Here is a 25,506-nt window from a genome sequence, read left to right as displayed (position 1 = left end):
AGATCAAAGGTGGGAGCTGTCGAGCCCCGGCGAGGCTGCGATAGCGGTGGATCAGTCGATATTACTGTGACTGACCCACCGCCATTGCGAGCAAGCCCGCTTGGTTTTTGAGTCTGGCTTGAGATCAGGCCAGGTCCACTAGCACCACTTCGCTATCTTCGATCGCGGTCACCCGCAGTACGCGCTCATCCTGCACCGCAACACCATCGCGCGCCTGTGCCTGCAAGCCATTGACCTCAATCACCCCGGTCGCCGGCACCAGATACGCCCGGCGTCCTGCATCCAAGTGATACTCGGCACTTTCCCCGGCCTTCAAGTTGGCCGCCACCAGACGTGCATCAGCACGGATGCGCAGGCTTTCATTATCACCCTGTTTGCCGCTGGCCAAGGTCACAAACCCTTCGCGGTCGCCCTTGGGAAAAGGCTTGGCGCCCCAGGAAGGAGGCAAGCCGGCTTCATTGGGAATGATCCAGATCTGGAAAATCTTGGTCGCCGTGGCCTCTAGGTTGTATTCGCTATGGGCAATCCCGGTGCCGGCACTCATCACCTGTATGTCGCCAGCCTCGGTACGGCCCTTGTTGCCCAGGTTATCGGCATGGCTGATGGCACCTTCACGTACATAGGTGATGATTTCCATGTCCCGGTGTGGATGCTGCGGGAAACCAGTGCCCGGCGCGATGATGTCGTCGTTCCACACCCGCAGGTTGCCCCAGTGCATGCGCCGAGGGTCGTGGTACTCGGCGAACGAAAAGTGATGATGGGCATCCAGCCAACCGTGATTGGCACCGCCCAGGGAAGTAAAAGGTCGAAGTTCAAGCATGATCGTCTCCTGTTGATGGGCTTATCATCCGCCGAGGCATAATCGATAAAAAGCGTAAAAAATGCCTAATTCTTATCGAATTGTTCGATTGTTTGTTCGGCGCCTTAACTAGACCCCAGCTTCACTTCATCGCCTAACTGCATGAAGCCAAAGCAATTGGCTGGAACTGTCGGGAGATTCCAGCGACCATAGGGCCTCTGTTCGCTCAAGCCCTCGCAGGAGTCCGCGTGCCGCAACACACCCCTGATCTGCCCCCCGAACTGCGCCCCCTGGCGCAAATGCCGCTGTTCAAGCGCCTGGCTGCCCGGCTGTTTGGCCACGGCTTGACGCGCCTGCGGGCCCAGCATCGTTTTTCGTGGTTGCATGGCCAGGCGGATGGCTTTCGCAGCGGGCACGAGGCAGGCGTGGAGTATGGCTACCAGGAAGGTAAGCGCGATGGCATCGAGGAAGGGCGCCAGGTCCTGTTGATTCGTGACTTTCGCAGCGATGAGCACCGCGCGCCTGGCGTGGATGACAGCCTGTTCGACGATTGGCGCCTGCCACTGACCCCGGAGCTGAAAAAACGCATCAAGGCTGATGTAGCGCGCCTGTTGCCAGCTCATGCGCAACCCAGCGCGGCCCAGTGGAAGATGATCTTCAGTGACACCCCGTCAACCTCGGTGATTGCCGGGGCCGGGGCTGGCAAGTCCACGTCCTTGGTCCTGCGGATCCTGTTGTTGACCCATTACCTGGGCTTTGAGCTGAGTTCCATGACCGTGGTGACCTTCACCCGTGAGTCGCGCAAGGACTTCATCAGCAAGCTCATGGAGATTCTCAGCCTGTGGGGCCAACCCCTTGCTTTGAAAGAGGCCCAGGCCGTGGTGCGGACTTTCCACTCACGGATCCTGCCCATGGTGCGTAGCCTGCCGGGCTTCGAGCGATTGCAGGCCTTCGAAAACCTGCACAGCGGCATCTACGATGACGAGGCCGACAGCAACCCCTTTGACTTGCGCATCAATGATGCCCAGCGCCAGCAACTCAATGCCTGTTATCACGGGCTCTACGGCCGGCATACGCGCTTTCGCGAGCTGATTGCGCCAATGGCACGCCACGCCTTGCAGCTCAAGGAGCTGGAGCGCGACCACCCGGATGTGCAAAAACGCGTGGCGGTCACCGAGTTGGCGGCCAAGCGTGACGAAGAACTGTGTGATGTGATCGAGGACCTGTGGTTCCGCGCCGGCGCGTGGCCGATCAAGGGGATCGAACCGAACCGCCAGAGTGTCGAGATCAATGGCGCGTCGTTCCACTGCCATGGCTACAGCGCCGAACTGGATGCGTGGGTGGTGCTGGGCTTCGATTCCAGGGAAAACCCGCAGACCGCACGCCCCGGAGCCAGGCTGTCGGTCCGCGCCGAATGGGCGGTCAAGCGTACGCTGTTTCAAGCATTCTGCCGCAAACCATTGATCTGGCTTGATAACTACGAATCGTCCAAACGCCTTCTGAGCAGTCTGGCCGGTGATGCCTCTTCAGGGCCGGGGTTTGATTACAAGGTCAAGGGCGAGTTGGCTTCGGCGCCGTTGCTCGACTGTTTTGTCACGGCAGCCGGTTTTATCGAGAACCTCGGCCTGGACGTACCTACCGCAGTTGGCCAGATGAGCTTTGCCAAGGATGACCCGGATCACGGCTTCTTCGAGGCCCTGGGTATTTTCTGGATGGCCTTGGAGGATCACCTGCTCGATCAGTCGCCGCCGGTCATGACCTACAACCGCATGTTTTCGCTGTTTGGCGAGAACACCCCGGAAAACCTCAAGCTGCTCAGCGACGGACTCTTGCGCCCGCTGTCGCACTTGATGATCGACGAGTTCCAGGATGTCTCGCCGCAGATTGTGTCGTGGATCCGCGCCAGCCTGCGCGAGATTCGTCGTCGCGGGCCGGCGATGCATGTGGGGCGCGGTGCCCAGCACTCTTCGCTGTTATGTGTGGGGGATGACTGGCAGTCGATCTATGGTTGGCGCGGCAGTTCGCCCAAGTACTTCATGGAGTTCACCAAGGAGTTTTCGTCACCGAGTACCACCCGGGTGATGCTGGGGGAGAACTTTCGTAGCCACCAGCACATCATTGATGCGGCGGAACATATCGTTAAAGCCGCCCCGGCGATCAGCGGCAAGAAAGCCAAGGCTTGCGGTGCAACCAGGGCCCTGGTGCCGGTACAGGTGCTTGACCGGGACGACGCGGCCCTGGCGCAGCAGTTGCTGGCACACTATCAGCGGGGCGAATCGATATTAATGCTGTATCGAAAAAGCAGCGATAAACTATTGATTCAACAACATATTGAGCCTGTAGTTAATCTGGATTCTAGCTTGCCGCCCGGCATGCGCCGCCTCAAGCAACTGACCTACCACAGCGCCAAGGGGCTGCAGGCGGATGCCGTATTTTTGCTGGGTGATTGCCAGCACCTGACCCGCTCGCCCTACAAGAACCAGGTGTACCGCATGGCCGGGCTTGGCAAGGACGGTGATACCGAACCCTACGACAATGCGCAAAAAGACGAAGTGCTGCGCCTGGCCTATGTCGGGATTACCCGGGCGGTGAGTCATTGCTACTGGTATGTCGAAGGGCAGGACGGCCAAGGTACGAATGCGCCGAGGGCGTCGGACCGGGTGGCGGGGGGCAAGGCGTTCTTTGATGATCGCCGGGGTACCACTGCATTGAAGCAAGACCCATTGTAGGCGCTGGTTTGCCTGCGAAAGTCGTCGACGATAACGCGGGGTACCTGATGCCCCGCGTTGCCCTCAGGCTCTTCGCCGGCAAGCCGGCTCCTACAAGGGTATCAGTCAGGCTTGCAGTAACTGCGGCGGCACAAACGAGTCCAACTCAGCCTCGATCGCCTCGATAATCAGTTCCACCTCCGTGGCGTTCATCACCGTGGCACAGGGGATGCCGGCGATGGCGATGAGGGTTTCGCCACTCTCTCGGTCAAACAATCGCGCGATCATGCTGCCAGGCGCGTCCATACTGCCTTCAAAGCCAACCGGGTGAAAATGCCAGCGCATCAGCTGGCATGCATTGGGGAATGTCACTTTATTCATGTTGCCCACCTTGTTCATTGAGCGCTTCCTTTAGCTCGCGGCAAGGGCGTCAGGTCCATCAATGGTCCTGACCGTGAAGCCTAAAAAATAGCACTCAGTCGCAATTGGCACCGGGGTTTTTGCTGTCCGTTCGGCAGTTCCTTGCAAGAAGTATGACGTGGGTCATGTCTTACAAAAGCTTAGGCAAAAAGCCATTACTTGAAACTGTCACTTTGCCATTGAAGCCCTCGGTAAACTTGTGCAAGCTCCAGGCTTTAGCCGTTTGCGAGTGTTGTATGCCACAGACCGTCCCGGCCGATAGCCCGCAACAGACGCAAGCGACTGCCGAGGTGGTGTTACGCCATCACCTGTGCTGGAAGCGCCGGGACCTGGACGGGGTCATGGCGCACTACCACCCGGATATCCAGTATCACGACTTCTTCCAGAACCGCGTGGTGTGCTTCGACCAGTTGCGTGAGTATCTGCAAGCCAGCATGCCCCGGGACCCCGACGAGGCCATTGAACACACCGATCGCATCCGTACCGACGGCGATACCGCGTTCATCCAGTATCGCGTGACGCTGCGCGGCGGTCAGGGCCTGGTGTCGTTTCGCACCAGCGAGGCGATCACGGTGCGCGACGGGCTGATCTGGCGCGTCAACGAATATGCGTCCCTGGTCCATGAGCCCGCCACCAGCCGTTCCTCGTCCCAGGCCACGCGGCCGACCGTCAGCCGCCTGGGCCTGTCGCCACAGCAACTGAGCTACCTGGCCAACGATTTGCAGCAGTACTTCCAGCGCCAGCAACCCTATCTCGACCCCGAACTGGATCTGCAACGGGTGGCCAAGGAATGTGGCTACAGCCGCAACCAGATTTCCTACCTGCTCAACCAGGTGCTGGGGCAGAGCTTCTACCGCTACGTCAACCAGGCCCGCCTGCAGCATTTGCTGGCAGCGCTGGATGGCGCCACGCCGCCGATCCGTATCGATGAACTGGCGTTTGCCGCTGGTTTCAACTCGCTATCGGCGTTCTACAGCTGTTTTCGCCAGCACACGGGGTTGTCGCCCAAGGCCTACGTCAAACAAATTTCCCTGCGTGCACGCGCGCAAGACGACGACTGAAGCCAGGCACTAGGATCACGCCATCGACGTTGGGTGGTGGAGTTTTGGCATGCAGGCATGGCGCAAGATCAGTTTATGGATGGACCAGTTGCAAGAGCCACTGGAGGCGCGTCCGTCCCTCGGCCAGGACCTGGATGTCGATGTGGCCATTATTGGCGCCGGCTACACCGGGTTGTGGACCGCCTATTACCTCAAACGCCATGCGCCGCAGCTGAAGGTTGCAATCATCGAGGCGCAGACCGCTGGTTTTGGCGCTTCCGGGCGCAACGGTGGCTGGCTGATGGGCAACCTGCTGGGCGAAGACCGCTTGCTTGCAGGTTTGCCTGCCGAGCAGCGCCGGGCCTCGTTTGACCTGCTGCACGGCATTCCCGATGAGGTCGGCCAAGTGCTGGCGCGCGAAGGCATCGACTGCGATTACCGCAAGGGTGGGGCGCTGCACTGTGCCGCCCGCTACCCCGAGCAACAAGCCAGCCTGCGCGACTACCTGGCCAAGCTTCATGCCCAAGGCTTGACCGAAGAGGATTACCGCTGGCTCAGCCCCGAGCAACTGGCCGGACAGATCCGCATCGCCTCGGCCTATGGCGCGGTGTACACGCCGCATGTCGCGACGATCCATCCGGCCAAGCTGGTGCGCGGGTTGGCGCGGGTGGTCGAGTCCATGGGCGTGGCTCTCTACGAGAACAGCCCGGTCACCCATTGGCAGTCGGGCAGCCTGCGTACCGACAAGGCCCAGGTCCGGGCCTCGTGGGTGGTGCCGGCAGTAGAGGGCTATGCGCCGACGCTCAAGCCCCTGGGCCGCTATCAACTGCCGGTGCAGAGCCTGATCGTGGCGACTGAACCGCTGCCGGCCAGTACCTGGGAGGAAATCGGCCTGGATCAGGGTCAGGCGTTTGGTGAAAGCAGCCGCCAGGTCACCTACGGCCAGCGCACCGCCGACAATCGCCTGGTCTTCGGAGCCCGTGGTGGCTATCAGTTTGCCGGCAAGCTGCGCCACAACTTCGACCTCACTGACAGCGAAGTGGAGCTGCGCCGCTATCTGTTCTGCGAGTTGTTCCCGCAACTCAAGCATGTGCGCGTGACCCACTCCTGGGGCGGCAACCTCGGCATGTCGCGGCGCTTTCGGCCGCACATGTTGTGCGATCAGCAAAGCGGCATTGCCTTGTCCGGCGGTTATGGCGGGGAGGGCGTAGGCGCCAGCAACCTTGGCGGGCGCACCCTGGCCGACCTGATCCTGGGGCGCGCCACGGCGCTGGTCGAGCAGCCCTGGGTGCTGCGTGAAGGCGGCCTGAGTGCTCTCAGGGCCTGGGAGCCGGAGCCGTGCCGTTGGCTGGGCTACAACGCGATCATTCGCAGTTTTGTCCATGAAGACCAGACCCTGGCCGATCCGAACACCGCGCCCTGGCGGCGCAAGCTGGCCAGCGGGGTTGCCGGTTTCATGGAAGGTTTCATGCACTAAGTCGTTTCAATCACCACAGGTATGACCATGAACATTACCCAGTTCAAAGACACCCTGAACCGCCACTTGCCGGACTCAAGCCCGGTCGCCGTACCGCTGGGCACCCCGGTTGCCGTGGCCTCCACCCTCAGCGTAGAACGCAGCGACGGCGTCGAGACCGGCATCTGGGAGTGCACCCCAGGCCGCTGGCGGCGCCAGATCGTGGCTCAGGAGTTCTGCCACTTTATTCAGGGGCGCTGCACCTTCACCCCCGATGACGGCGAAACCCTGCATATCGAAGCCGGCGACGCACTGATGCTGCCGGCCAACAGCACGGGAATCTGGGATATCCAGGAGACCGTACGCAAGACCTATGTGCTGATGCTGCAAGCTTCAAGCTGCAAGCCTCAAGCGTAAAGCTCGTCACTTGCAGCTTGAAAAGTTGAAGCTGCTTCTTTGATCGCCTGCCATAAAAACAGCCCTATAACCGCCAGGAAATCGAACCATGAGACCCATTGCCCTGTTGCCCCTGATGTTGGTGGCTTCCCTGACCCAGGCCGCCGAAACGGTGAAAATCAACAACTGGTCGAGCTACATTGCGCCAGACACCACCAAGAACTTCCAGAAGGAAACCGGGATCGGTTTCAGCTATGACGTGTACGACAGCAACGAGACCCTGGACGGCAAGTTGATGACCGGCAATTCGGGGTACGACGTGGTCTTCCCGTCCAACCACTTCATGGCCCGGCAGATCCAGGGCGGGGCGCTGAAAAAGCTCGACAAGAGCCAGTTGCCCAACTGGAAGAATCTCAACCCGGTGCTGCTCAAGGCCCTGGAAACCAACGATCCGGGCAATGAGCACGGGTTCCCGTACCTGTGGGGCAGCACCGGCATCGGTTACAACATCGACAAGGTCAAGGCGGTGTTGGGCGATGATGCCCCGGTCAATTCCTGGGACTTGATCTTCAAGCCCCAGTACATGGAAAAACTCAGCAAGTGCGGGGTGGCAATCCTCGACAACGGCCCGGAACTGCTGCCCATCGCCCTGAATTACCTGGGCTTGCCGCACCACAGCAAGAACCCCGAAGACTATAAAAAAGCCGAAGCATTGCTGATCAAAGTACGGCCGTACATTGCCTACTTCCACTCCTCGAAATACACCGGCGACCTGGCCAACGGCGATATTTGCGTGGCGGTGGGTTTCTCGGGGGATGTGTTGCAGGCCGAAAGCCGTGCCAAGGAAGCCAAGAATGGCGTGAACATCGGCTACAACATCCCCAAGGAAGGCGCCGCCATCTGGTTCGATATGGTGGCCATGCCCGCCGACGCCCCGGATGAAAAGGCCGGCTACGCCTTCATGAACTACCTGCTGCGCCCGGATGTGATGGCCGACATCACCAACTTCGTGCACTACGCCAATGGCAACAGTGCTGCCGACAGCCTGGTGGACCCGGTGATCAAGAACGACACCAAGGTGTACCCAAGCGCAGAAATGATGGGCAAGCTATTCGCCCTCGAAGCCATGCCCATGAAGATCGACCGCATTCGCACGCGGATCTGGAACACGATCCGCACCGGGCGCTAGAGGCTGAACACTTACCCGTGTGTGCGGGCTTGCTCGTGATTGCAGTGTGTCAGCCAAGAATGACTTGACTGATCCACCGCAATCGCGAGCAAGCCCGCTCCCACATGGGATGCCAGAATCAGTGTGTCCAGGCGGTGGTATTCACCAGATTTTTCGGACGATCGCCGGCTAGCGCTTGCAGCAGGTTGTCCACCGCACACCGCGCCATCGCTTCACGGGTCTCATGGGTCGCGGAGCCGATATGCGGCGTCGCCACCACATTGCTCAAACGCATCAGCGGCGAATCATGATTCAACGGCTCACGCTCAAACACATCCAGCCCCGCAGCGCGAATTGTGCGCTGTTGCAGGGCGCCGATCAGGGCCGCCTCGTCCACCACCTTGCCTCGGGAGATATTGATGAAAATCGTCTCCGGGCCCATTTGGGCGAACTCCTTGGCGCCAATCAGTCCTTGGGTTTGAGCCGTCAACGGTAACGTCAGGCAGACAAAGTCGGCCTGCTGCAGCAAGTCCGGCAAGCTGCGATATTCGGCGCCAAAACGCTGCTCTACCGCTGGCTTGGCCGATTGGCTGTGGTAGATCACCGGCATGCCAAAGCCAAAATGCCCACGCTGTGCCAGTGCTTCGCCGATCCGGCCCATGCCGATGATGCCCAGGGTCTTGCCATGCACATCGCTACCAAAGTGCAGCGGGCCGATATTCTGGTTCCAGTTGCCGGCGCGCACCATATTTGCCAGCTCCACCACGCGTCGGGCGGTGGCGAGGATCAGCGCAAAACCGGTGTCGGCGGTGGTTTCGGTGAGTACATCCGGGGTGTTGCTGAGCAGGATGCCGCGCTGGGTCAGGTAGTCGATGTCGTAGTTGTCGACCCCCACCGAAACGCTGGCCACCGCTTCCAGGCGGGGTGCCAGGTCCAGCAGTTGTGCATCCAGGCGCAAGCTTGCACCCAGCAAGCCGTGAGCGCTGGGCAAGGCATCACGCAGCTGTGCCAGGCCCGTGGGGTCGAGGCTTTCAATCAGCGTCACCTCGGCCGCTTCATGCAAGCGGGCCATCAGCGGCGCGGAGAGTTTCTTGTACAGCACGACATGTTTTTTCATCAGGTTCTGACCTTCAAATCCAGGGAGTGCAGCGGTGTTGCCGGGGACGCTTCACGGGCCCCGGTCTTGAGAAAAATCGTCAGCACTACCGACAGCAGCAACGCGCCGCTCATCAGCAAGTAGGAGGCACCCGGCGAGCCGGTGCTGCTGTTGAGGTAACCCACCAGGTATGAACCGCCAAACGAACCCAATGCGCCCATGCTGTTGATCAATGCCATGGCGCCTCCGGCAACGTTGGCCGGGAGGATTTCCGGGACGATGGCGAAAAACGGCCCATAAGGCGCATACATGCAGGCACCGGCAATCACCAGCAGGGTGTAGGACCACCAGAAATGTTCGGCGCCCAGCAGGTAGGAGCCATAAAACGCCACGGAGGCGATCAACAACGGCGGCCACACGAAACGTTTGCGCTTTTGCAGCTTGTCCGAGCCCCAGGACACCAGCAGCATGCCGATCACCGCGGCGAGGTAAGGCAGCGCCGACAACCAGCCCGCTTCGACCATATCCATCTGCAGGCCGGCCTTGAGGATCGACGGCAACCACAGCACAAAGCCGTAGACACCAATGCTCCAGCAAAAGAACTGCAGCGCGAGGATGACCACCTGGGGTGAGCGAAAGGCTTCGGCATAGTTCTTCACCGCCTTGAGCCCCACCTGTTCGGCGGCGAGAGCGGTTTCCAGATCGTGTTTCTCAGCGGCGTTCAACCACTTGGCATCTGCTGGGCGCTCATCGGCCAGGCGCCACCAGATAAAGGCCCAGAACACTGCCGGCAGGCCTTCGATGATAAACATCCAGCGCCAGCTGTAATGCTGCACCAGGTAGCCGGACACCACCGACATCCACAACATGGTCACCGGGTTACCGAGGATCAGGAAAGTGTTGGCCCGCGAGCGTTCGGCACGGGTGAACCAGTGGCACAGGTACACCAGCATCGCCGGCATCACGGCGGCCTCGACCACCCCAAGCAGGAAGCGGATGGCGATCAGCATATAGGCGTTGGAGACCACGCCAGTTAGGGTTGCCAGGCCGCCCCAGAGGATCAGGCTGACGAAAATCAGCTTCTTCACACTGCGGCGCTGGGCATAGATCGCCCCCGGCACCTGGAAGAAAAAGTAGCCGAGGAAGAACAGTGCGCCGAGCAGCGAAGACATGCCCGGGGTGATCATCAGGTCCTCGGCCATCCCGGAGGCGGCGGCGAAGCCGTAGTTGGCGCGGTCCAGGTACGCCAGGCTGTAGGTGATAAACACGATGGGCATGATGTACCACCAACGGCGGGTGGCGAGTTTCAGGTGGTTCATGGGGTTGCTCCTGAGCTTGTTGTAGTTGTGGCAACAGGTAACGGATGTAACGCCGGGGGTCAGCCGGCCTTTTGCAGGGCAGGCAGGTCGGCGCGCAAGGGCAGGCCTTCCATATCGCCGCGACTCTGTACCGCGCGGCTGCCGATCCAGTTGGCGCGCTGCACGGCCTGGGCAAAGCTGAGGTTTTCGAGGAGGGCACTGATCATGCCCACGGCAAAACCATCACCGGCCCCTACGGTGTCCACCACCTTGGCCACCGGCACGGCGGCGATGAAGCCTTGGTCCAGATGGCTGCGGTAGTAGGCACCGTGGGGGCCGAGCTTGATCGCCACGGCTTCCACGCCCTGGTCGAGGTAGAACGCGGCAATATCGGCAGGATCTTCGAAGCCGGTCAGCAGCCGACCTTCGCTCAAGCCCGGCAATACCCAATGCGCGAGGCAGGCCAGGGCGTTGATTTCGCGAATCATTTTTTGCTCGCTGGGCCATAGCGACGGGCGCAGGTTAGGGTCGAAAGACACACTGCGGCCTGCCGCACGCATCTGCGTCATTAGCTGGCGCGACAGCTCGGCGCAGGCGTGCGACAGCGCCGGCACAATCCCGGTGGCGTGCAGGTGCCGTGCTTGCAGCAGCGCAGGCGTGATCATGGCGCTGGACAAGTGACTGGCTGCCGACCCGCGGCGGAAATACTCGACGGTTGGATCGTCGCCGGCCTCTTCCCGGGACTTGAGCTGAAAGCCGGTGGGGTGCGCAGGGTCGACCGCCACATGTCGGCAATCCAGGCCTTCGCGCTCCAGGGTCTGGACCACAAAACGGCCCAATGAGTCATCGCCCACCCGGCTCAGCCAGGCCACGTTGAAGCCCAGGCGCGACAAGCCAATCGCCACGTTGCTGTCGGCCCCGGCGATGCGTTTTTGAAACTGGCCAACGTGGGCCAGGTTGCCGGTTTGCTCGGCGACAAACATCGCCATGGTTTCACCGAACGAGAGGATATCGATCTCAGACATGGGCATTCTCCACGCGGGGTTGGCCAAGGCAGGCGAGGGCGGCGACCTGCAAGGCTGTGACCTGCACCAGGTCTGCGCCTTGCAGCGGGAATTCCACTGCACGGCTGATACCTTGGGGCATCAGGTGCAGCAATTGTTCCCACAGGTGCAGGTCGGCGGCGCCGGGCGGCAGGGCGACCAGCTTGCCATCGGCGCGACGGGCCACGGCCTTGCAGTGCAGGTAATCGACATGTCGGCCGAGCAAGCGCGCGGCGGTGTGGGCGGATTGGTCCTGCCAGTGCCAGTTGCCGATATCGAAGGTCATTTTCACGGGGACGGCCAGGCGCTCGGCCTCATCGAAGAAGCGTTGCAGCGGCTCGATACGCCCGCCATGCAGGGTCTGGTCGTTCTCCACCAGCAAGCGCACCGGGTGGCGGTTGAGCAGGGCGCTGAGGCTGTGCAGGTCGTTGGTGTCGGTGAAGTAGCCGAGGGAGACCTTCAACCAGCGCGCACCGAACGCCTGGGCTCGGTCGAGGGTGGTGGCCAGTTGGTTGTTGGCTTGTGCACGTCCGGCCACCCACAGCTCCAGAGGTGAGGAAAACACGCTCTCCAGGTCCTGCTCAGCGGCGGCCTGTGCAAGCTCGCTGGGTTGTTCGGTGGTGAGCAGTTCTTCACGCCATTCAATGCGCCTGGCGCCGGCAGCGGCCAACAACTCGACGAAACTCAATTGGCCACGCTGGCGAACCAGGTCGGCGCCGTAGCTGGAGAGGCTGATGGAAACGGGGTATCTATGCATTGTTATTGATCTCTGAAACCGGTTTCATTTTTAAGCAAAAACATCCTTCCGTAGGAGTCGGCTCCTACAAGGGTTGGGTTGATCCTCGGATGATGAGTTGCGGGGCAAAATCCAGGGAACGGGTCGGCGAGGTATCGCCGCGCAAGCGCTTGAGCAAACAGTCGAACGCACTGGCGCCAATCGCTGCGGTTGGCTGGGCGAGGGCGGTGATGCCGTTGCCTACCAGCGGGTACCAGTCCAGGTCATCCAGGGCAATCAGCCCGACGTCCTCGAATAACCGGCAACCCAATTCGCGCAGGGCTTTGGTGCAAGCGAGTGCGGCGATGCCGTTGGCACAAAACAGGGCTTTGGTTCCGGTCTTGGAGGGGGCAAGGAATGCCTGCAAACGGGTGGCCAAATCATCGCCAATTTCCAGCACGGTGCCATGCAGTCTGTTGCGGCGACTGATCTGGGCATGGAAGCCTTCTATACGCTCGACCCGCGAACTGGTGCCATCGGCCGCTTCGCTGACCAGCAAGATATCCCGATAACCCTGTTGCTCCAGGTGGTCCAGGGCCATACCCACGGCCAGCGGGTTATCCAGGCCCACCAAGTCGCTGTGCAACGCGTCGACCTTGCGGTCCACCAGCACCAGGGGCATTTCCCGTTGCAGTTCCAGCAGTTGTTCGACGTGATGGCCCAGGGTGTTCACGATCAAACCTTCGATGTTATAGGCCCGCAGCGCTGCCAGGTGCTGGCGCTCCTGTTCATCATCGCGGTCGGTGTTGCACACCACCAGGTTGTAGCCGTGTTGGCGGCAGGCGGTTTCCACGCCATGCATCACGGCAATCGAATAGGGGTTGCGGATATCAGCCACCAGCATGCCGATCAGGCGAGTACGGCCCCGTTTCAGGCCACGGGCCATCTGGTTGGGGCGGTAACCCAGGTCATCGATTGCCTGTTCGATACGTTGCGCGATGGCATCGGACAGCAGGGCGCGGTCCTCGCCGATAAAGCGTGAAACGCTGGCCTTGGAAACCCCGGCGCGTGCGGCGACGTCAAGCATGGTGACGCGGCTGCGCTGGGCTGCGGAATAAGAACTCATGGTGCAAGGCCTTTCTTATTGGAATTGAGCAGGCAATCTGAAACCGGTTTCATGAAACGACATGAGCGAGCAGTCGTCAAGTGAGCAACCGGTAAATCGTGCCCTTGCAAACACTCAAATGCCGACGGGCGGAATGCCTTACCTGTTAGTTCTGACAGTATCGGGTCTCAGAAATTGGGTATTTAATTTCTCTGAAATCGAGCCGGGAACCTGGGGTTTGGCTGCCCGTTCTCGACTTATGTACATGAGGGATAAATCATGCCTGGCCCCTTTGAGTCTCATAGCCGCACAGCTTTGCCTTGGCAAAAAAAGGACGGAATCCTTGCTCTGTTGCCCATGGATATTCCCGGTATTGATCCCAGTGACCCGAATGGATTGATTCCAGCGCCATTGATGTTGGCACCGCTCAGGGTTCGAATTCCGATGTGGAGCCCGCCTCCTGAACTTCTGGATACTCCCCACACCCTCAGGCTCCATTGGCTGCGGGGCAGTATTGAAAGCATTGTCGACGTCGTGATTGTCCATGCTCCACCGCCTACGCTGCCAACCTTTTTTGAGTTGTCTGTTCCGTTGTCTGTTCTCAGGGAGCAGTCTGGAAAAGTCCTGTTGTACTACTCGGTGACAGACTCATTCGGCGGGGTCAGTACGCTTGATCCGAAAAGAATGCTCACCGTGGATATGGATCGTCCACAGCTGTTACGTCCCGATGATCGTTTGTTCTTCGTCACCCCTCCCATGCCAATGGATGAGGCGTATTTGGCAAACCATCCACGGGTAGCCTTTAACCTGCCGGCTTACACCGGGCGTGGAGACATGGATCGGATTGAGTTTCATCTATCCAACATTGATCCCCCGTCTGCCAGTGGCCCAATTGGTTCCTACACGCTGGGTATCAATGACCCGCTGATTGTATATTTGGATGCCCATGCCTTTCGCTCCTTGGCCAACGGCACGGGGTACGTTTATTTCCGTGTGTTTGATAAAGCTGGAAATTTCAGTGACCAAAGTGCAGGGGCGCCATTTGAACTGTCGCTGATACCATTACCCAGTAATTTACCTCCGCCACAAATCGCACCTCCGTCCTATGACGACCTCCTGATCAAACGCGATGACGCACGGGCAGGCGTGTTTGTGAGAATCACCGACTATATCGGCTGGGCACCGGGGGATCAGGTCGTGGTGTACTGGAAAGGCCGCCCCACGGCCGTACAGGATGTGGTCAGTTTTCCGTGTGATGTCCTGATCACCTGGGCTGTCATGCGAGGGCCCCTGACTGACGGGCTCGCACCCGAAACGGTGCCCGTGCGCTATGAAATCATTCGTGGCAGCCTGCCGCCATTTCGCTCATTCGCAATACTGGTCAATCTGAACTTGACAGTCGCCGGACAAGATCACGCCCATGCGCCAGCACTGCTCAACAGGGATTTGCCCATCGCGCAAGTCTGGGGGCTTACTTCCAATACCCTGAACGTTGTCAACCATGATGACAATCCGGCAGGTGCCCGCGCTCGGGTCATCCTTTACGAAAACCCGCAGCCAGGTGAAGTCCTGAGATTTTACTGGAATGGTATCGGGCCGGTAGCCAGCTATACCGTGCAGTTTGGGGATGTCGAGGGGCAACTGGTATTTTCGACAGTCATTCCCTGGGCGGTAATGGCAGGCTTTATTCATCCATCGTTGCCGGTTTATTACACTACCAGCAACGGGGTAAATGATCAGCAATCAGACAATACCCTAGTAGATGTTAATACAGGTGTGCTGATTCAATTTCCAGCGCCCATTCTCAATCACACAGTGGTCGGTGGGGGTGGTTATTTATCTTGTTGTTCCGTGCCTCAAGTCTTTTGGGGTGTCGAGTGGTCTGTCAGGCACGATGACCGCTTTGAACTTAATGACTGGGTAGAATTTTATTGGGAAGGTTACTTGACGAATAATTGGGAGCTGCCTGTCATTGAAGAGTCGAAGTATAAAGACGCCAAAGGGTTCTATACCAATGATGATTTGAATAACGGACTAAAGTTCCGGGTTGAACCTTATGAAGGGAAAGTCGTGCCTATGCGGGACTTTGGTTCGGCACGTGCATTTTATCAGGTACGACGTGGCGGTGTTCTGGTAGGTGAGTCCTCGCCCAGACGTATCCGTATTGACCTGAACTATCCAAAGGGAGGTTACTGTAAGGAGGGCGATGCGATTTCCTGTTCAAACGACGGCGTGCCGACACTTATCGAAGCTGAACACAGCTAGATCTTCGGGTCTGGAGTGGTAGCGGCTGCGCTGTAAGTAGTTTCTTTAAAAACCATGCCCCCCCTGAATTTAATGGGAAGGGCAGTTTGCGAAATAAGGTCGTGTGCTGTTTCACGCCTTGAAAATACCGTATGACCCAACTAATGCTGGAGACGAAAATGGAAAGTAAAACGCTAGAAGCTATTCGCTGCTTTGAAAGTAGTCGTCGAACGGGCAGCACGCTTGCTGATTTGCCCGACGGCACCCTGGAGGGCCAGGTTCCAGGTTTCCCCGGGTTGATCAATCGCATTACCGCACTCAAAGAGACATTGGAATATTTAATTCCGCGCTGGGAGGATTTCAGTACGAATCCAGCCTTTCCAGACACCCTCAGGGTCTGGATGTGGCCATTGGGAGGATCGCAACCGTCCGAGCCTTTTATTACATTGACTATATCCTCACCGGCCCCAGCCGGAGTGCCGGTCAATATCGCACTGGGGCAGCGCCCTCCTGGTACCTATTGGCTGATATACGAGGTCTATATCGATAGTATCGGAAATACCAGTCGATCAGCCCGGCAACTGCTGATCGTGGATCTTGCGCCTCCTTATTACAGTCACGTAGGCCCGATTCCTCCGCCATTACCTCCAGCAGACTTGCCGACGCCCGCATCACTGTCGTATTTCCAAGGCTTACCTGATCAGACTGCGTGGTTCACTATTCCCGATTACCTAAGTAACGGACAGGCACCCGGGGACTATGCACTGCTTTACTACAACAACTCGGACGAACCCTATCTGCCTACGCCGGGAAGTACTGATCCAAAATGGTTGATTCCTGATGATAGGCGTTTTCCCTTGCCTTTGTCGGTCGTCATGTTGTTTCTGGACGGACTATGCAGTTTGCGCTACGAGTTGTACGACGCTGCGGGCAACCCGGCGAAGCTGTCGTCCCAGTTTTTGTTTGACGTCGCTCTGTTTCCCGCACCCAGTAATTTCAAGGCACCCACTATCGATCTGGCGGTGCCCGGCGACCATGAAATCGACCTCAAGGACGCAGCTCAGCTCAACGGCGCCATTATCCGTATCCCTGCATACGATAACTTCCTGCGAGGTGCCGAGGGGGACGTTATCAGTGTGACCTTGACCACCTCTTTGGGCTCGCAAACCCTGCCCGATGTGCCGTTGGGCAGCAACGCGTTCCCGTTGCAGGTGCATGCCTCTTACAGAACGTTGGTCGCTTTGTATGGTGCAACGATAGGGCCCTTGAACATGACGGCTTCCTATACCATCAAACGCCGATCGGTCACTTATCCAGTGCCGCAGACAGTAACAACCGACCTGCTCCTATTTGTGGTGGGACCAACGAATCCGAATGCTCCAGAACCTATCAACCCAGATCTCAACCCAGTAGTGGTCAGGGGAGAGGATGCCACCGGCACCGAGGGTAATCCCAATGAGTTGACGCCCGAGCATGCAAACCGGCCAGCCAATGCCTACATAAGATTGTGGGGCAATCCCCCAACGCCGGATGCCCGAGACTTTACGATTTACCTCTTCTATGCGGGTGTACAGGTTGCCGAGTTTTTTGTAGCGGGCGGTGCAGCCAACCAGGAAATTAAATTGCAGATCCCCTGGAGCGTCATTGCACTTCATAACAATGGTCTGAAGCAGGTGCATTACACCATTGGCTCTGCGGGCAACCAGAATCGGCAGTTTTCCCCCCAAACGACAGTGAATGTAACGGCCAACATCATATCTCTTATAGCCCCAGTTATTCGTAACCTTGCAGGCAGCGGCAGCGGTATTATCAATTGCGCCAGCTTCAGGCCAGAACGGCCAGTACCGGGAAACATTGTGATATTTATCCCGCCCTCGGAGCATTTCAGAGTGGGGATGATCGTTACCGTGCATTGGCGAGGCTACCGGGATGATGCGGGCATGAATGAAGTGACGGCTGTCGCCGGCAGCAAGAATTCGATAGCCCTTACGCAAGCGATGGTGACAACAGGGTTCGAGATGACGCTGGAGGACTACTTCACCCGATTCAAGCCCATTCAGCCTACTACGGATGACCGTCTTGCTGGATCGGCCAAGGTTCATTACAGCATCGTGACGGCAGGGGGAACGGTTAACTCCACTGAAGCTACACCACGGGTACGTGGTCAAGTGGTGGGCGCTTCAGGGCCGGTTTTTTGCGACGGTACAGTTGTGCCGGCGCCGTAATCGGTTGTTGCCAAAGGGGTGCAGTGCACCTCTTTGGTGTTTGATGAGTATGATTGGGAGTACGGCATTAACTGGGAAAGATTACTAGGTTTATGTCCAATCAATGCAAGCACTTGAGATAAGTCCTACATAATGCGGTAACCACTCTGGATAACGTTGGCAGCGTTCGATTGGCAGGGTCCCATACACATTGGAACCGGCCAATTTCTTGTGAATTGGAACGCCAACCCAGAGGTCTGTTTAATGTCATCCATATTCAATTTCAATCCTTCGCCCTTGAGTCTCGCGTTGAAGGCCAACGCTGTCACTTTTCTCATGCTTATGGCTCATGCAGCAGAAGCCCGCATTATCACGGGGCCTGACGAGTATGTCCGCCCAGGTCCGGCACCGGATCGTTTTGAGTTACGTCCAGGTTCGGGTTTGACCGTCAAAGGCACCGCAACCAAGGACATCAGTGCCCAATCCGCTCGCCTGGTGGTCACGCCGGGCAGTTCGACTCAAGATATCACCGCTTTTGACTCCAATATTCGTGTAGACGGCTCCGATGTCGTTGCCCGCAAGACTGCGGATGCCGCAATTCGTGCTACTTCAAGCAATGTGTTGGTCACCAACAGTAACCTCATCCACAACAATGGTACCGCGCTGATAGCCGGGCGCTCCCTCAGTGGTACTGATGGCTCCAGCGTCAAGGTCGTCAACAGCACGGTTACCGGGACTAACCGGGGCGCCAGCGCCAGTGCCTATAGCGTGCTGGACTTCATCGACTCCTATATTGAGGCGACGAATGCCAATGGTATTGGGGTCGCATTGCACAGTGGAACAGCCTTTGCCACGGGCAGCACAATTGTAGGAGGCGACAATGGCGTGCAAATGGGGGTCGACGCCTCCTCCGGCATCATGGACAGCACGCTGGTACTGGACGGTTCCACGGTCTCGGGCACGAACGGCGCAGCGATCCTGACAAAGGCAGGTACTCACGCGGATATCCAAGTGCTCAACGGTTCGAGCCTGACGGGTGGCAACGGCAACCTTCTGGAGGTTACGGGAGGCTCCACGGCCAACCTGAATGTCGACCGCAGCGAGTTGTTTGGCGACATCGTGGCCGAAGATGGCAGCACCGCCAAAGTCCAGCTCAACAATGGTTCCTGGCTGACCGGCCAGTTGCATAACGTTGCCGAATTGAGCGTGAACGAGGCATCTCACTGGGTACTGGTGGGCGACAGCAATGTCGATGCACTGAAGATGGACGGTGGTGCCGTGCATTTTGGTGGCGCGGATGAGTTCTACGATTTGGATGTGAAGAGCCTGGAAGGCAATGGTACGTTCATCATGCATACCGACTTCGCCACCCACCAGACCGACTTCCTGAACGTTGAGGGCAAAGCCGAAGGTAACCACAGCCTGCTGCTTGCCGCCACCGGCTCGGAGCTGGCGAGCGGCGAGCCGATCAAGGTCGTACACACCGAAGGCGGCGACGCGCAATTCTCTCTGCTAGGTGACGCCGTGGAAATCGGCGCCTACAGCTACGGCTTGCAAAAAGACGGCACGGACTGGCTGCTCGACCCGACACGCCGTGGCACCAGCGCCAGCGCCCGCTCGGTATTGGCCTTGTTCAATAGCGCCCCCACCGTACTGTACGGCGAGATGAGCATCCTGCGTACACGCATGGGTGAGCTGCGTTTTAGTGCTGGCCAGGGCAACGGTTTGTGGATGCGCAGTTACGGCAACAAATTCGAGGTGGCAGGCAACAAAAATGGTGCGGGGTACTCACAAATCCAGCGAGGTTTCACCATCGGTACCGATGCACCGCTGTCGAGCGGTGACGGCCAGTGGATCGCTGGCGTGATGGCTGGCCACAGCACTTCGGACCTGAACCTGAGCCGTGGCAGTTCGGGGGAGGTCAAGAGTTACTACCTCGGCGGTTACACCACCTGGTTGGACGCCGAGAGCGGGTTGTACTTCGATGGTGTGATCAAGTTCAACCGTTTACATAATGACAGCAACGTCATCATGAGCGATGGCAAGAAAGCCAAAGGTAATTACACACAAAACGCAGTGGGTGCGTCGGCAGAATTTGGCCGCCATATCCAGTTGGACGATGACTTCTTCGTCGAGCCTTATGGGCAGTTGTCGACGGTTATCACCCAGGCGCAGAGCTATGAGTTATCCAACGGCCTGCGAGGCAAGGGGGACCGCTCAAGCACCGTTGTCGGTAAAGCGGGTGTCACCGTCGGCAAGAACATCCAGTTGGAAAGCGGCGGCGTGTTGCAACCGTACCTGCGTACCGCCCTGGCCCATGAGTTTGATCAGAGCAACAAGGTGTTCATCAACAACCAAAGCTTCAACAATGACGTGTCAGGCTCGCGCATTGAACTTGCCGCAGGTGTTGCGATGTCCGTGTCGCAAAACCTCAAATTGCATGCTGACTTTGAAACCAGCGAAGGCAAGGCGATTGACCAGCCATGGGGTGTCAACGTTGGCCTGCGTTATGACTTCTAAGGCGCACGCGTGACAAAAAAAGGAAGCTTGTGCTTCCTTTTTTTGTGGGCGCTTATCCGTTCTCAATTGAACAAGCCCGCTGCAATATTGATCGAAAATCCCAGAATGGCAGTATTGAACAGAAAGCCAATCAACGATTGTCCCAGCACCACTTTGCGCATTTCGCGGGTGGCAACACCGACATCGGAGGTTTGCACGGCTACGCCGATAGTGAAGGAAAAGTACAGGAAGTCCCAGTAATTGGGGGTAATCACCCCTTCGGCAAAGCGCAATGCTGGCTCCTTGCCTTCAGCGGTGTAATAGAGGCGGGCGTAGTGCACGCTGAAAATCACCCCGATCAACAGCCACGAGCCCATCACCGTGACCCCGGTAAAACCGTAATGCAGCAGGCGTTCGGCGGTGCCCAGGTCCTTGCTGCCGGCAAGGCCAAAGGCGATGGTCGCCAGGCTGGCAATTGCGGCAATACACACCATGAACAACACCAGGGCGGCGTTTTCATCTTCGACTTCGGCGATGCGTTTGACGTCCTCGGCCTTGGCGCGGATGGTCAGGCGCACCATCAGTATCAGGTAGGTCCAGACCCCGGCGTTCCAGCCGATCAGGACTTTGGTGAGGATTGAGTCGAAGGGCGCCAGAATGCCGATTGCCAGTCCCAGGACGGCGGCAGCGGACAGGCGAGGGTGGGTACGGGCGAGGTAGGACATGGTGCTCACAAATGCAGGTTTGGTGAGCAACCATAGCCTATTCCTGTAGGAGCCGGCTTGCCGGCGCCTACAGGGTGGGACTATCAATCGTGGCGTTTGCGCACCAGTTTCATGACGACCACGAAGAACACCGGTACAAACACCACCGCCAATGTCGCGGTGATCATCCCGCCAATCACCCCCGTACCAATCGCCTGCTGGCTCGCCGAACTGGCACCGGTGGCAATCGCCAGTGGCACCACGCCGAGGATAAACGCCAGGGACGTCATGATGATCGGTCGCAGGCGCAGGCGTGCGGCTTTCAGCGTGGCCTCGACCAGATCTTCACCCTGGTCATACAGGTCCTTGGCAAACTCGATGATCAGGATCGCGTTTTTTGCCGACAGCCCGATAATCGTGATCAAGCCGACCTTGAAGAACACGTCATTGGGCATGCCGCGCAGCGACACCGCCATGACCGCGCCCAACACGCCCAGCGGCACTACCAGCAACACTGAGGTGGGGATCGACCAGCTTTCATACAGCGCGGCCAGGCACAGGAACACCACCAGCAGCGACAACATCAACAACAGTGGCGCCTGGGCACCCGACAAGCGCTCCTGCAACGATAACCCGGTCCATTCCTGGCCCAGGCCCGCCGGCAGTTGTGACACCAGCCGCTGGATCTCCTCCATCGCCTCGCCGGTGCTATGTCCAGGTGTCGCTTCACCGGAAATGGCGATGGCCGGGTAGCCGTTGTAACGGGTCAACTGTGTCGGGCCCTGGACCCAACGTGCCTCGACAAAGGCCGATAATGGCACCATCTTCCCGGCGTTGTTGCGCACATGGATCTTCATCAAGTCTTCGACCTGGCTGCGTTGGTCGCCTTCGGCTTGCACCACCACGCGCTGCATGCGGCCCTGGTTGGGGAAGTCGTTGATATACGCCGAACCAATGGCCGAGGAGAGGATATTGCCGACATCGGCGAACGACACGCCCAGGGCGTTGGCCCGCTTGCGATCCACTTCAAGCTGCACTTGCGGTGCCTCGGCCAGGGCGCTTTCACGCACGTTGGCCAGGATCGGACTTTTTTCCGCCGCTGCCAGCAGCTCGGTGCGAGCCGCCATCAACGCGGCATGACCCACGCCACCCCGGTCCTGCAAGCGGAACTCAAAGCCACTGGAGGTGCCCAGGCCATCCACCGGCGGCGGCAGCACGGCATAGGCCATCGCATCCTTGAGCTCGGTAAACGCCATGTTGGCGCGATCGGCAATCGAGGCGGCGGAGTCGTCGCTGCTACGCTGCGACCAATCCTTGAGCGTGGTAAACGCCAGCGCCGCATTCTGCCCGGAGCCGGAGAAGCTGAAGCCCATGATCATTGTCGTGTCACCGACGCCCGGCTCGGTCGCGTTATGTGCCTCGATCTGCTCGGCCACCAGCACCGTTCGGTTCTTGCTCGCACCCGGCGGCAGTTGGATATCGGTGATGGTGTAACCCTGGTCTTCCACCGGCAGGAACGAGGCGGGCAGGCGGCTGAACAAAAAGCCCAGGCCCACCAGCAATACCAGGTAGATCAGCAGGTAGCGGCCGCTGCGCTTGAGGGCATAGGCGACCCAGCCTTCGTAGCGATCGGTCAGTTGTTCAAAGCGGCGGTTGAACCAGCCGAAGAACCCGCCCTTGGCATGATGCTCACCCTTGGCAATCGGTTTGAGCAACGTGGCGCACAGGGCCGGGGTCAAGGACAGGGCGAGAAACGCCGAGAACAGGATAGAGGTGGCCATCGACAGCGAGAACTGCTGGTAGATCACCCCCACCGAGCCGGCCATAAAGGCCATCGGCAGGAACACCGCCACCAGCACCAGGGTAATGCCGATGATCGCCCCGGTAATCTGACCCATGGCCTTGCGCGTAGCTTCCTTGGGCGACAGGCCCTCGGTGACCATGATCCGCTCGACGTTCTCCACCACCACAATCGCATCGTCCACCAGGATGCCAATGGCCAGCACCATGCCGAACATGGTCAGCACGTTGATCGAGAAGCCCAGCAACAGCATGGTGGCAAAGGTCCCCATCAATGCAATCGGCACCACCAGCGTGGGGATCAAGGTGTAGCGCACGTTCTGCAGGAACAGGAACATCACCGCAAACACCAGCGCCATGGCCTCCAGCAAGGTGTAGACCACCTTGGTGATCGAGATTTTGACGAACGGCGAGGTGTCGTAAGGAATCTTGTATTCCACATTGGCCGGGAAGTAGCGTGACAGCTCATCCATCTTCGCCCGCACCAGGGTCGCGGTGTTCAGGGCGTTGGCGCCTGGCGAAAGTTGCACGCCGATAGCGGTGGACGGTTTGCCGTTCAGGCGTGTGGAGAACTGGTATTCCTGGCTGCCGATCTCGACGCGCGCCACATCACCAATGCGCACAGTGGAGCCGTCCGGGTTGGCTTTGAGCACAATGTCGGCAAATTCGGCCGGGGTTGAGAGCTGGCCCTTGACCAGGATCGACGCGGTAATCTCCTGGGTGTTGGTGCCCGGCAAATCACCAATGCTGCCGGCCGAGACCTGGGCGTTCTGCGCGCTGATCGCGGCATTGACGTCGGCCGGGGTCAGGTTGAAACCGATCAACTTCTGCGGGTCGATCCAGATCCGCATCGCCCGCTCGGCGCCATACAGCTGGGCTTTGCCCACACCGTCCAGGCGCTTGAGCTCGTTCATCACGTTGCGCGCCAGGTAATCGCTGAGCGCCACGTCATCGAGCTTGCCGTCGTTGGATGTCAGCGTGACCAGCAGCAGGAAGCCGGCGGAGACCTTTTCCACCTGCAAGCCCTGCTGGGTCACCGCTTGCGGTAGGCGCGGCTCGACGACCTTGAGTCGGTTCTGCACATCCACCTGGGCCATTTCCGGGTTGGTGCCCGGCTGGAATGTCGCGGTAATGGTCGCCGAGCCCAGGCTGCTCTGGGATTCGAAATACAGCAGGTGATCGACACCGTTGAGCTCCTGCTCGATCAGGCTGACCACGCTTTCATCCAGGGTCTGGGCCGAAGCACCGGGGTACACCGCATAGATTTCCACTTGCGGCGGCGCGACGTTAGGGTACTGCGCCACCGGCAACTGCGGGATGGCGAGGGCGCCGGCCAGCAGGATAAACAAGGCGACCACCCAGGCGAAGATTGGGCGGTCAATAAAGAACTGCGGCATTGTCTCTGATCCCTTTGATTACTGGCCGGCTGCCTGGGCGACAGGTTCGGAGCTGGCATCGACGTCGACTTTTTCACCGGGGCGTGCATGCTGCAGGCCTTCGACGATAATCCGGTCACCGGCCTTCAGGCCGCTGTTGACCACCCAGCGATCATTGATCGCCGCGCCCAATTCCACGGGTTGCTGGCTGACGTTCTGCTCGGCGTCCACCAGTAACACCATCGGGATACCGGCGCTGTCGCGGGTGATTGCGCGTTGCGGCACACTCAGGCCTTGCTGATCGACCGCCTGCTCCAGGCGCACGCGGATAAAGCTGCCGGGCAACAGGTCAAGGTCCGGGTTGGGGAACTCGCTGCGCAGGATGATTTGCCCGGTGCCGGGGTCGACGGAAATTTCCGCAAACAGCAGCTTGCCCGGCAGCGGGTAAAGGCTGCCGTCATCCTGGATCAACGTGGCCTTGGCCTGGTCCTGGCCTACTTGCTTCAAGTGCCCGGCGCGGAAGGCACGGCGCAGGTCATTGAGTTCGCGGGTCGATTGGGTAAGGTCGGCGTGGATCGGGTCCAGTTGCTGGATCAGCGCCATGGGCGTGGCTTCGTTCTGGCCCACCAGAGCGCCTTCGGTCACCAGCGCACGGCCAATGCGCCCGGAGATCGGCGCGGTCACCGTGGCATAGCCGAGGTTGAGCTTGGCGCGCTGCACCGCCGCCTGATTGGCCGCAACATCGGCGGCAGTTTGCCGGGCAGCGGCGCGGGCGTTGTCGTAGTCCTGGGCGCTGATGGCATTGCCTTCCACCAACTGGCTGTAGCGTTGCTCTTGCAGGCGCGCCTGGAAGGCATTGGCCTCGGCCTTGCGCAGGCTTGCCTGGGCGCTGTCGAGGTCGGCCTTGAACGGCGCCGGGTCGATACGGAACAGCACGTCGCCCTGTTTGACGTCGTGGCCTTCCTTGAATACCCGCTGCAACACCACGCCTGCGACCCGTGCGCGCACCTCGGCAATACGCGGCGCGGCGATGCGTCCGCTCAGCTCACTGCTGATGGACAGTGGCTTGGCTGCGAGGGTTTCGACGCGCACCTTGGCCAGGGGCATTTCGGGGGCGTCGCCTGCGGAGTTGCCACACGCGCTCAGGGCCAATGTCAGTGCGAGAAGGCAAAACGGCGCAAACAGATTCTTTGACATGCTTTTATCCCAATATTGACTGGCGCATCCTACGGGCGCCCCCGTCACTGTGCTGTGAAGCTCTGTAGGTGGTGTGTGAAGAAATGTAAGGTACGGCGCACGCCGAGGCACGTGCGTATATCCTTCACCGCCGTGGATCCTAACAAGCTCTTGTGATCAATGACGACCTAATGTGGAAGCAAGCCCGCTCCCACATTGGATTTGTGTACGACAAAAAACCGTATTAATTGGAAGCACC

At 59.1% G+C, this 25,506-nt stretch carries 18 protein-coding genes; 8 read left to right on the top strand and 10 right to left on the bottom strand.

Features of this window, described 5'->3' with window-relative positions; genetic code table 11:
- Nucleotides 1-124 precede the first annotated feature (124 nt).
- Nucleotides 125-820, bottom strand: a complete 696-nt coding sequence (locus KL786_RS06410) for a pirin family protein (RefSeq protein WP_215517058.1) — start codon at nucleotides 818-820, stop codon at nucleotides 125-127.
- A gap of 227 nt (nucleotides 821-1,047) precedes the next feature.
- Here KL786_RS06410 and KL786_RS06405 point away from each other — a divergent pair, with 227 nt between their 5' ends.
- On the top strand, nucleotides 1,048-3,528 hold the full coding sequence (locus tag KL786_RS06405) for a UvrD-helicase domain-containing protein (protein WP_215517057.1): 2,481 nt from the start codon (nucleotides 1,048-1,050) through the stop codon (nucleotides 3,526-3,528).
- A 105-nt stretch (nucleotides 3,529-3,633) separates the two neighbouring features.
- Here the strand turns inward: KL786_RS06405 and KL786_RS06400 are convergent, their stop codons facing one another.
- A complete protein-coding gene (locus KL786_RS06400; protein WP_032860446.1) occupies nucleotides 3,634-3,906 on the bottom strand; it encodes a DUF1652 domain-containing protein in 273 nt (90 codons plus the stop codon).
- 257 nt (nucleotides 3,907-4,163) lie between these two features.
- Between KL786_RS06400 and KL786_RS06395 the strand changes: the two genes are divergently transcribed.
- The 4 genes from KL786_RS06395 (at nucleotide 4,164) to KL786_RS06380 (ending at nucleotide 8,008) form a co-directional block, all read left to right on the top strand.
- A complete protein-coding gene (locus KL786_RS06395; RefSeq protein ID WP_215517056.1) occupies nucleotides 4,164-4,988 on the top strand; it encodes a helix-turn-helix domain-containing protein in 825 nt (274 codons plus the stop codon).
- Nucleotides 4,989-5,037: 49 nt separating this feature from the next.
- Complete coding sequence (locus KL786_RS06390; RefSeq protein WP_215517055.1) at nucleotides 5,038-6,444, top strand: NAD(P)/FAD-dependent oxidoreductase; 1,407 nt, start codon at nucleotides 5,038-5,040, stop codon at nucleotides 6,442-6,444.
- 27 nt (nucleotides 6,445-6,471) lie between these two features.
- Nucleotides 6,472-6,840, top strand: coding sequence for a cupin domain-containing protein (locus tag KL786_RS06385; RefSeq protein ID WP_215517054.1), 369 nt, complete (start codon nucleotides 6,472-6,474; stop codon nucleotides 6,838-6,840).
- Between the two features lie 88 nt (nucleotides 6,841-6,928).
- Nucleotides 6,929-8,008 (top strand): polyamine ABC transporter substrate-binding protein, encoded by a 1,080-nt coding sequence (locus tag KL786_RS06380; RefSeq protein WP_215517053.1) that lies wholly within the window; start codon nucleotides 6,929-6,931, stop codon nucleotides 8,006-8,008.
- 118 nt (nucleotides 8,009-8,126) lie between these two features.
- On the opposite strand, the gene KL786_RS06375 is transcribed toward KL786_RS06380, so the two are convergent.
- The 5 genes from KL786_RS06375 to KL786_RS06355 form a co-directional block, all read right to left on the bottom strand.
- Nucleotides 8,127-9,104: a 2-hydroxyacid dehydrogenase gene (locus tag KL786_RS06375; RefSeq protein ID WP_215517052.1), complete on the bottom strand. Its 978-nt coding sequence runs from the start codon at nucleotides 9,102-9,104 to the stop codon at nucleotides 8,127-8,129.
- Nucleotides 9,104-10,402 (bottom strand): MFS transporter, encoded by a 1,299-nt coding sequence (locus KL786_RS06370; protein ID WP_215517051.1) that lies wholly within the window; start codon nucleotides 10,400-10,402, stop codon nucleotides 9,104-9,106. The genes KL786_RS06375 and KL786_RS06370 overlap by 1 nt, the downstream gene beginning before the upstream one ends.
- A gap of 59 nt (nucleotides 10,403-10,461) precedes the next feature.
- Nucleotides 10,462-11,406, bottom strand: a complete 945-nt coding sequence (locus KL786_RS06365; protein ID WP_215517050.1) for a sugar kinase — start codon at nucleotides 11,404-11,406, stop codon at nucleotides 10,462-10,464.
- Nucleotides 11,399-12,181, bottom strand: coding sequence for a sugar phosphate isomerase/epimerase family protein (locus tag KL786_RS06360; protein WP_215517049.1), 783 nt, complete (start codon nucleotides 12,179-12,181; stop codon nucleotides 11,399-11,401). Before KL786_RS06360 ends, KL786_RS06365 begins: the two co-directional genes overlap by 8 nt.
- A 64-nt stretch (nucleotides 12,182-12,245) precedes the next feature.
- Nucleotides 12,246-13,265 carry a LacI family DNA-binding transcriptional regulator gene (locus KL786_RS06355; protein ID WP_215517048.1) on the bottom strand — a complete coding sequence of 340 codons (1,020 nt, stop codon included), beginning with the start codon at nucleotides 13,263-13,265 and terminating at the stop codon, nucleotides 12,246-12,248.
- 258 nt (nucleotides 13,266-13,523) lie between these two features.
- Here KL786_RS06355 and KL786_RS06350 point away from each other — a divergent pair, with 258 nt between their 5' ends.
- From KL786_RS06350 to KL786_RS06340, 3 genes are all read left to right on the top strand, one after another.
- Nucleotides 13,524-15,509: a hypothetical protein gene (locus KL786_RS06350; protein WP_215517047.1), complete on the top strand. Its 1,986-nt coding sequence runs from the start codon at nucleotides 13,524-13,526 to the stop codon at nucleotides 15,507-15,509.
- 158 nt (nucleotides 15,510-15,667) lie between these two features.
- Nucleotides 15,668-17,713 carry a hypothetical protein gene (locus tag KL786_RS06345; protein WP_252193616.1) on the top strand — a complete coding sequence of 682 codons (2,046 nt, stop codon included), beginning with the start codon at nucleotides 15,668-15,670 and terminating at the stop codon, nucleotides 17,711-17,713.
- 243 nt (nucleotides 17,714-17,956) lie between these two features.
- Nucleotides 17,957-20,212 carry an autotransporter outer membrane beta-barrel domain-containing protein gene (locus KL786_RS06340; RefSeq protein WP_215517046.1) on the top strand — a complete coding sequence of 752 codons (2,256 nt, stop codon included), beginning with the start codon at nucleotides 17,957-17,959 and terminating at the stop codon, nucleotides 20,210-20,212.
- A 62-nt stretch (nucleotides 20,213-20,274) separates the two neighbouring features.
- On the opposite strand, the gene KL786_RS06335 is transcribed toward KL786_RS06340, so the two are convergent.
- The 3 genes from KL786_RS06335 to KL786_RS06325 form a co-directional block, all read right to left on the bottom strand.
- Nucleotides 20,275-20,916 (bottom strand): DUF1345 domain-containing protein, encoded by a 642-nt coding sequence (locus KL786_RS06335; protein ID WP_215517045.1) that lies wholly within the window; start codon nucleotides 20,914-20,916, stop codon nucleotides 20,275-20,277.
- An 83-nt stretch (nucleotides 20,917-20,999) separates the two neighbouring features.
- Nucleotides 21,000-24,092, bottom strand: a complete 3,093-nt coding sequence (locus KL786_RS06330) for a multidrug efflux RND transporter permease subunit (protein ID WP_032860423.1) — start codon at nucleotides 24,090-24,092, stop codon at nucleotides 21,000-21,002.
- 18 nt (nucleotides 24,093-24,110) lie between these two features.
- Nucleotides 24,111-25,268: an efflux RND transporter periplasmic adaptor subunit gene (locus KL786_RS06325; RefSeq protein WP_215517044.1), complete on the bottom strand. Its 1,158-nt coding sequence runs from the start codon at nucleotides 25,266-25,268 to the stop codon at nucleotides 24,111-24,113.
- Between the last annotated feature and the right edge of the window lie 238 nt (nucleotides 25,269-25,506).

Origin of the sequence: Pseudomonas sp. TAE6080, from assembly GCF_018732265.1 — a bacterium.
GTDB classification, from domain to species: domain Bacteria; phylum Pseudomonadota; class Gammaproteobacteria; order Pseudomonadales; family Pseudomonadaceae; genus Aquipseudomonas; species Aquipseudomonas brenneri.
This window is presented reverse-complemented; position numbering and strand designations above follow the sequence as displayed.

What these genes read in the sequence shown, in the direction of transcription:
- KL786_RS06375 (WP_215517052.1), bottom strand. Translation starts at nt 9,104, where the DNA reads ATGAAAAAACATGTCGTGCTGTACAAGAAACTCTCCGCGCCGCTGATG.
- KL786_RS06410 (WP_215517058.1), bottom strand. Translation starts at nt 820, where the DNA reads ATGCTTGAACTTCGACCTTTTACTTCCCTGGGCGGTGCCAATCACGGT.
- KL786_RS06385 (WP_215517054.1), top strand. Translation starts at nt 6,472, where the DNA reads ATGAACATTACCCAGTTCAAAGACACCCTGAACCGCCACTTGCCGGAC.
- KL786_RS06355 (WP_215517048.1), bottom strand. Translation starts at nt 13,265, where the DNA reads ATGAGTTCTTATTCCGCAGCCCAGCGCAGCCGCGTCACCATGCTTGAC.
- KL786_RS06380 (WP_215517053.1), top strand. Translation starts at nt 6,929, where the DNA reads ATGAGACCCATTGCCCTGTTGCCCCTGATGTTGGTGGCTTCCCTGACC.
- KL786_RS06360 (WP_215517049.1), bottom strand. Translation starts at nt 12,181, where the DNA reads ATGCATAGATACCCCGTTTCCATCAGCCTCTCCAGCTACGGCGCCGAC.
- KL786_RS06370 (WP_215517051.1), bottom strand. Translation starts at nt 10,402, where the DNA reads ATGAACCACCTGAAACTCGCCACCCGCCGTTGGTGGTACATCATGCCC.
- KL786_RS06340 (WP_215517046.1), top strand. Translation starts at nt 17,957, where the DNA reads ATGTCATCCATATTCAATTTCAATCCTTCGCCCTTGAGTCTCGCGTTG.
- KL786_RS06365 (WP_215517050.1), bottom strand. Translation starts at nt 11,406, where the DNA reads ATGTCTGAGATCGATATCCTCTCGTTCGGTGAAACCATGGCGATGTTT.
- KL786_RS06350 (WP_215517047.1), top strand. Translation starts at nt 13,524, where the DNA reads ATGCCTGGCCCCTTTGAGTCTCATAGCCGCACAGCTTTGCCTTGGCAA.
- KL786_RS06325 (WP_215517044.1), bottom strand. Translation starts at nt 25,268, where the DNA reads ATGTCAAAGAATCTGTTTGCGCCGTTTTGCCTTCTCGCACTGACATTG.
- KL786_RS06345 (WP_252193616.1), top strand. Translation starts at nt 15,668, where the DNA reads ATGGAAAGTAAAACGCTAGAAGCTATTCGCTGCTTTGAAAGTAGTCGT.
- KL786_RS06395 (WP_215517056.1), top strand. Translation starts at nt 4,164, where the DNA reads ATGCCACAGACCGTCCCGGCCGATAGCCCGCAACAGACGCAAGCGACT.
- KL786_RS06335 (WP_215517045.1), bottom strand. Translation starts at nt 20,916, where the DNA reads ATGTCCTACCTCGCCCGTACCCACCCTCGCCTGTCCGCTGCCGCCGTC.
- KL786_RS06400 (WP_032860446.1), bottom strand. Translation starts at nt 3,906, where the DNA reads ATGAACAAGGTGGGCAACATGAATAAAGTGACATTCCCCAATGCATGC.
- KL786_RS06390 (WP_215517055.1), top strand. Translation starts at nt 5,038, where the DNA reads ATGCAGGCATGGCGCAAGATCAGTTTATGGATGGACCAGTTGCAAGAG.
- KL786_RS06330 (WP_032860423.1), bottom strand. Translation starts at nt 24,092, where the DNA reads ATGCCGCAGTTCTTTATTGACCGCCCAATCTTCGCCTGGGTGGTCGCC.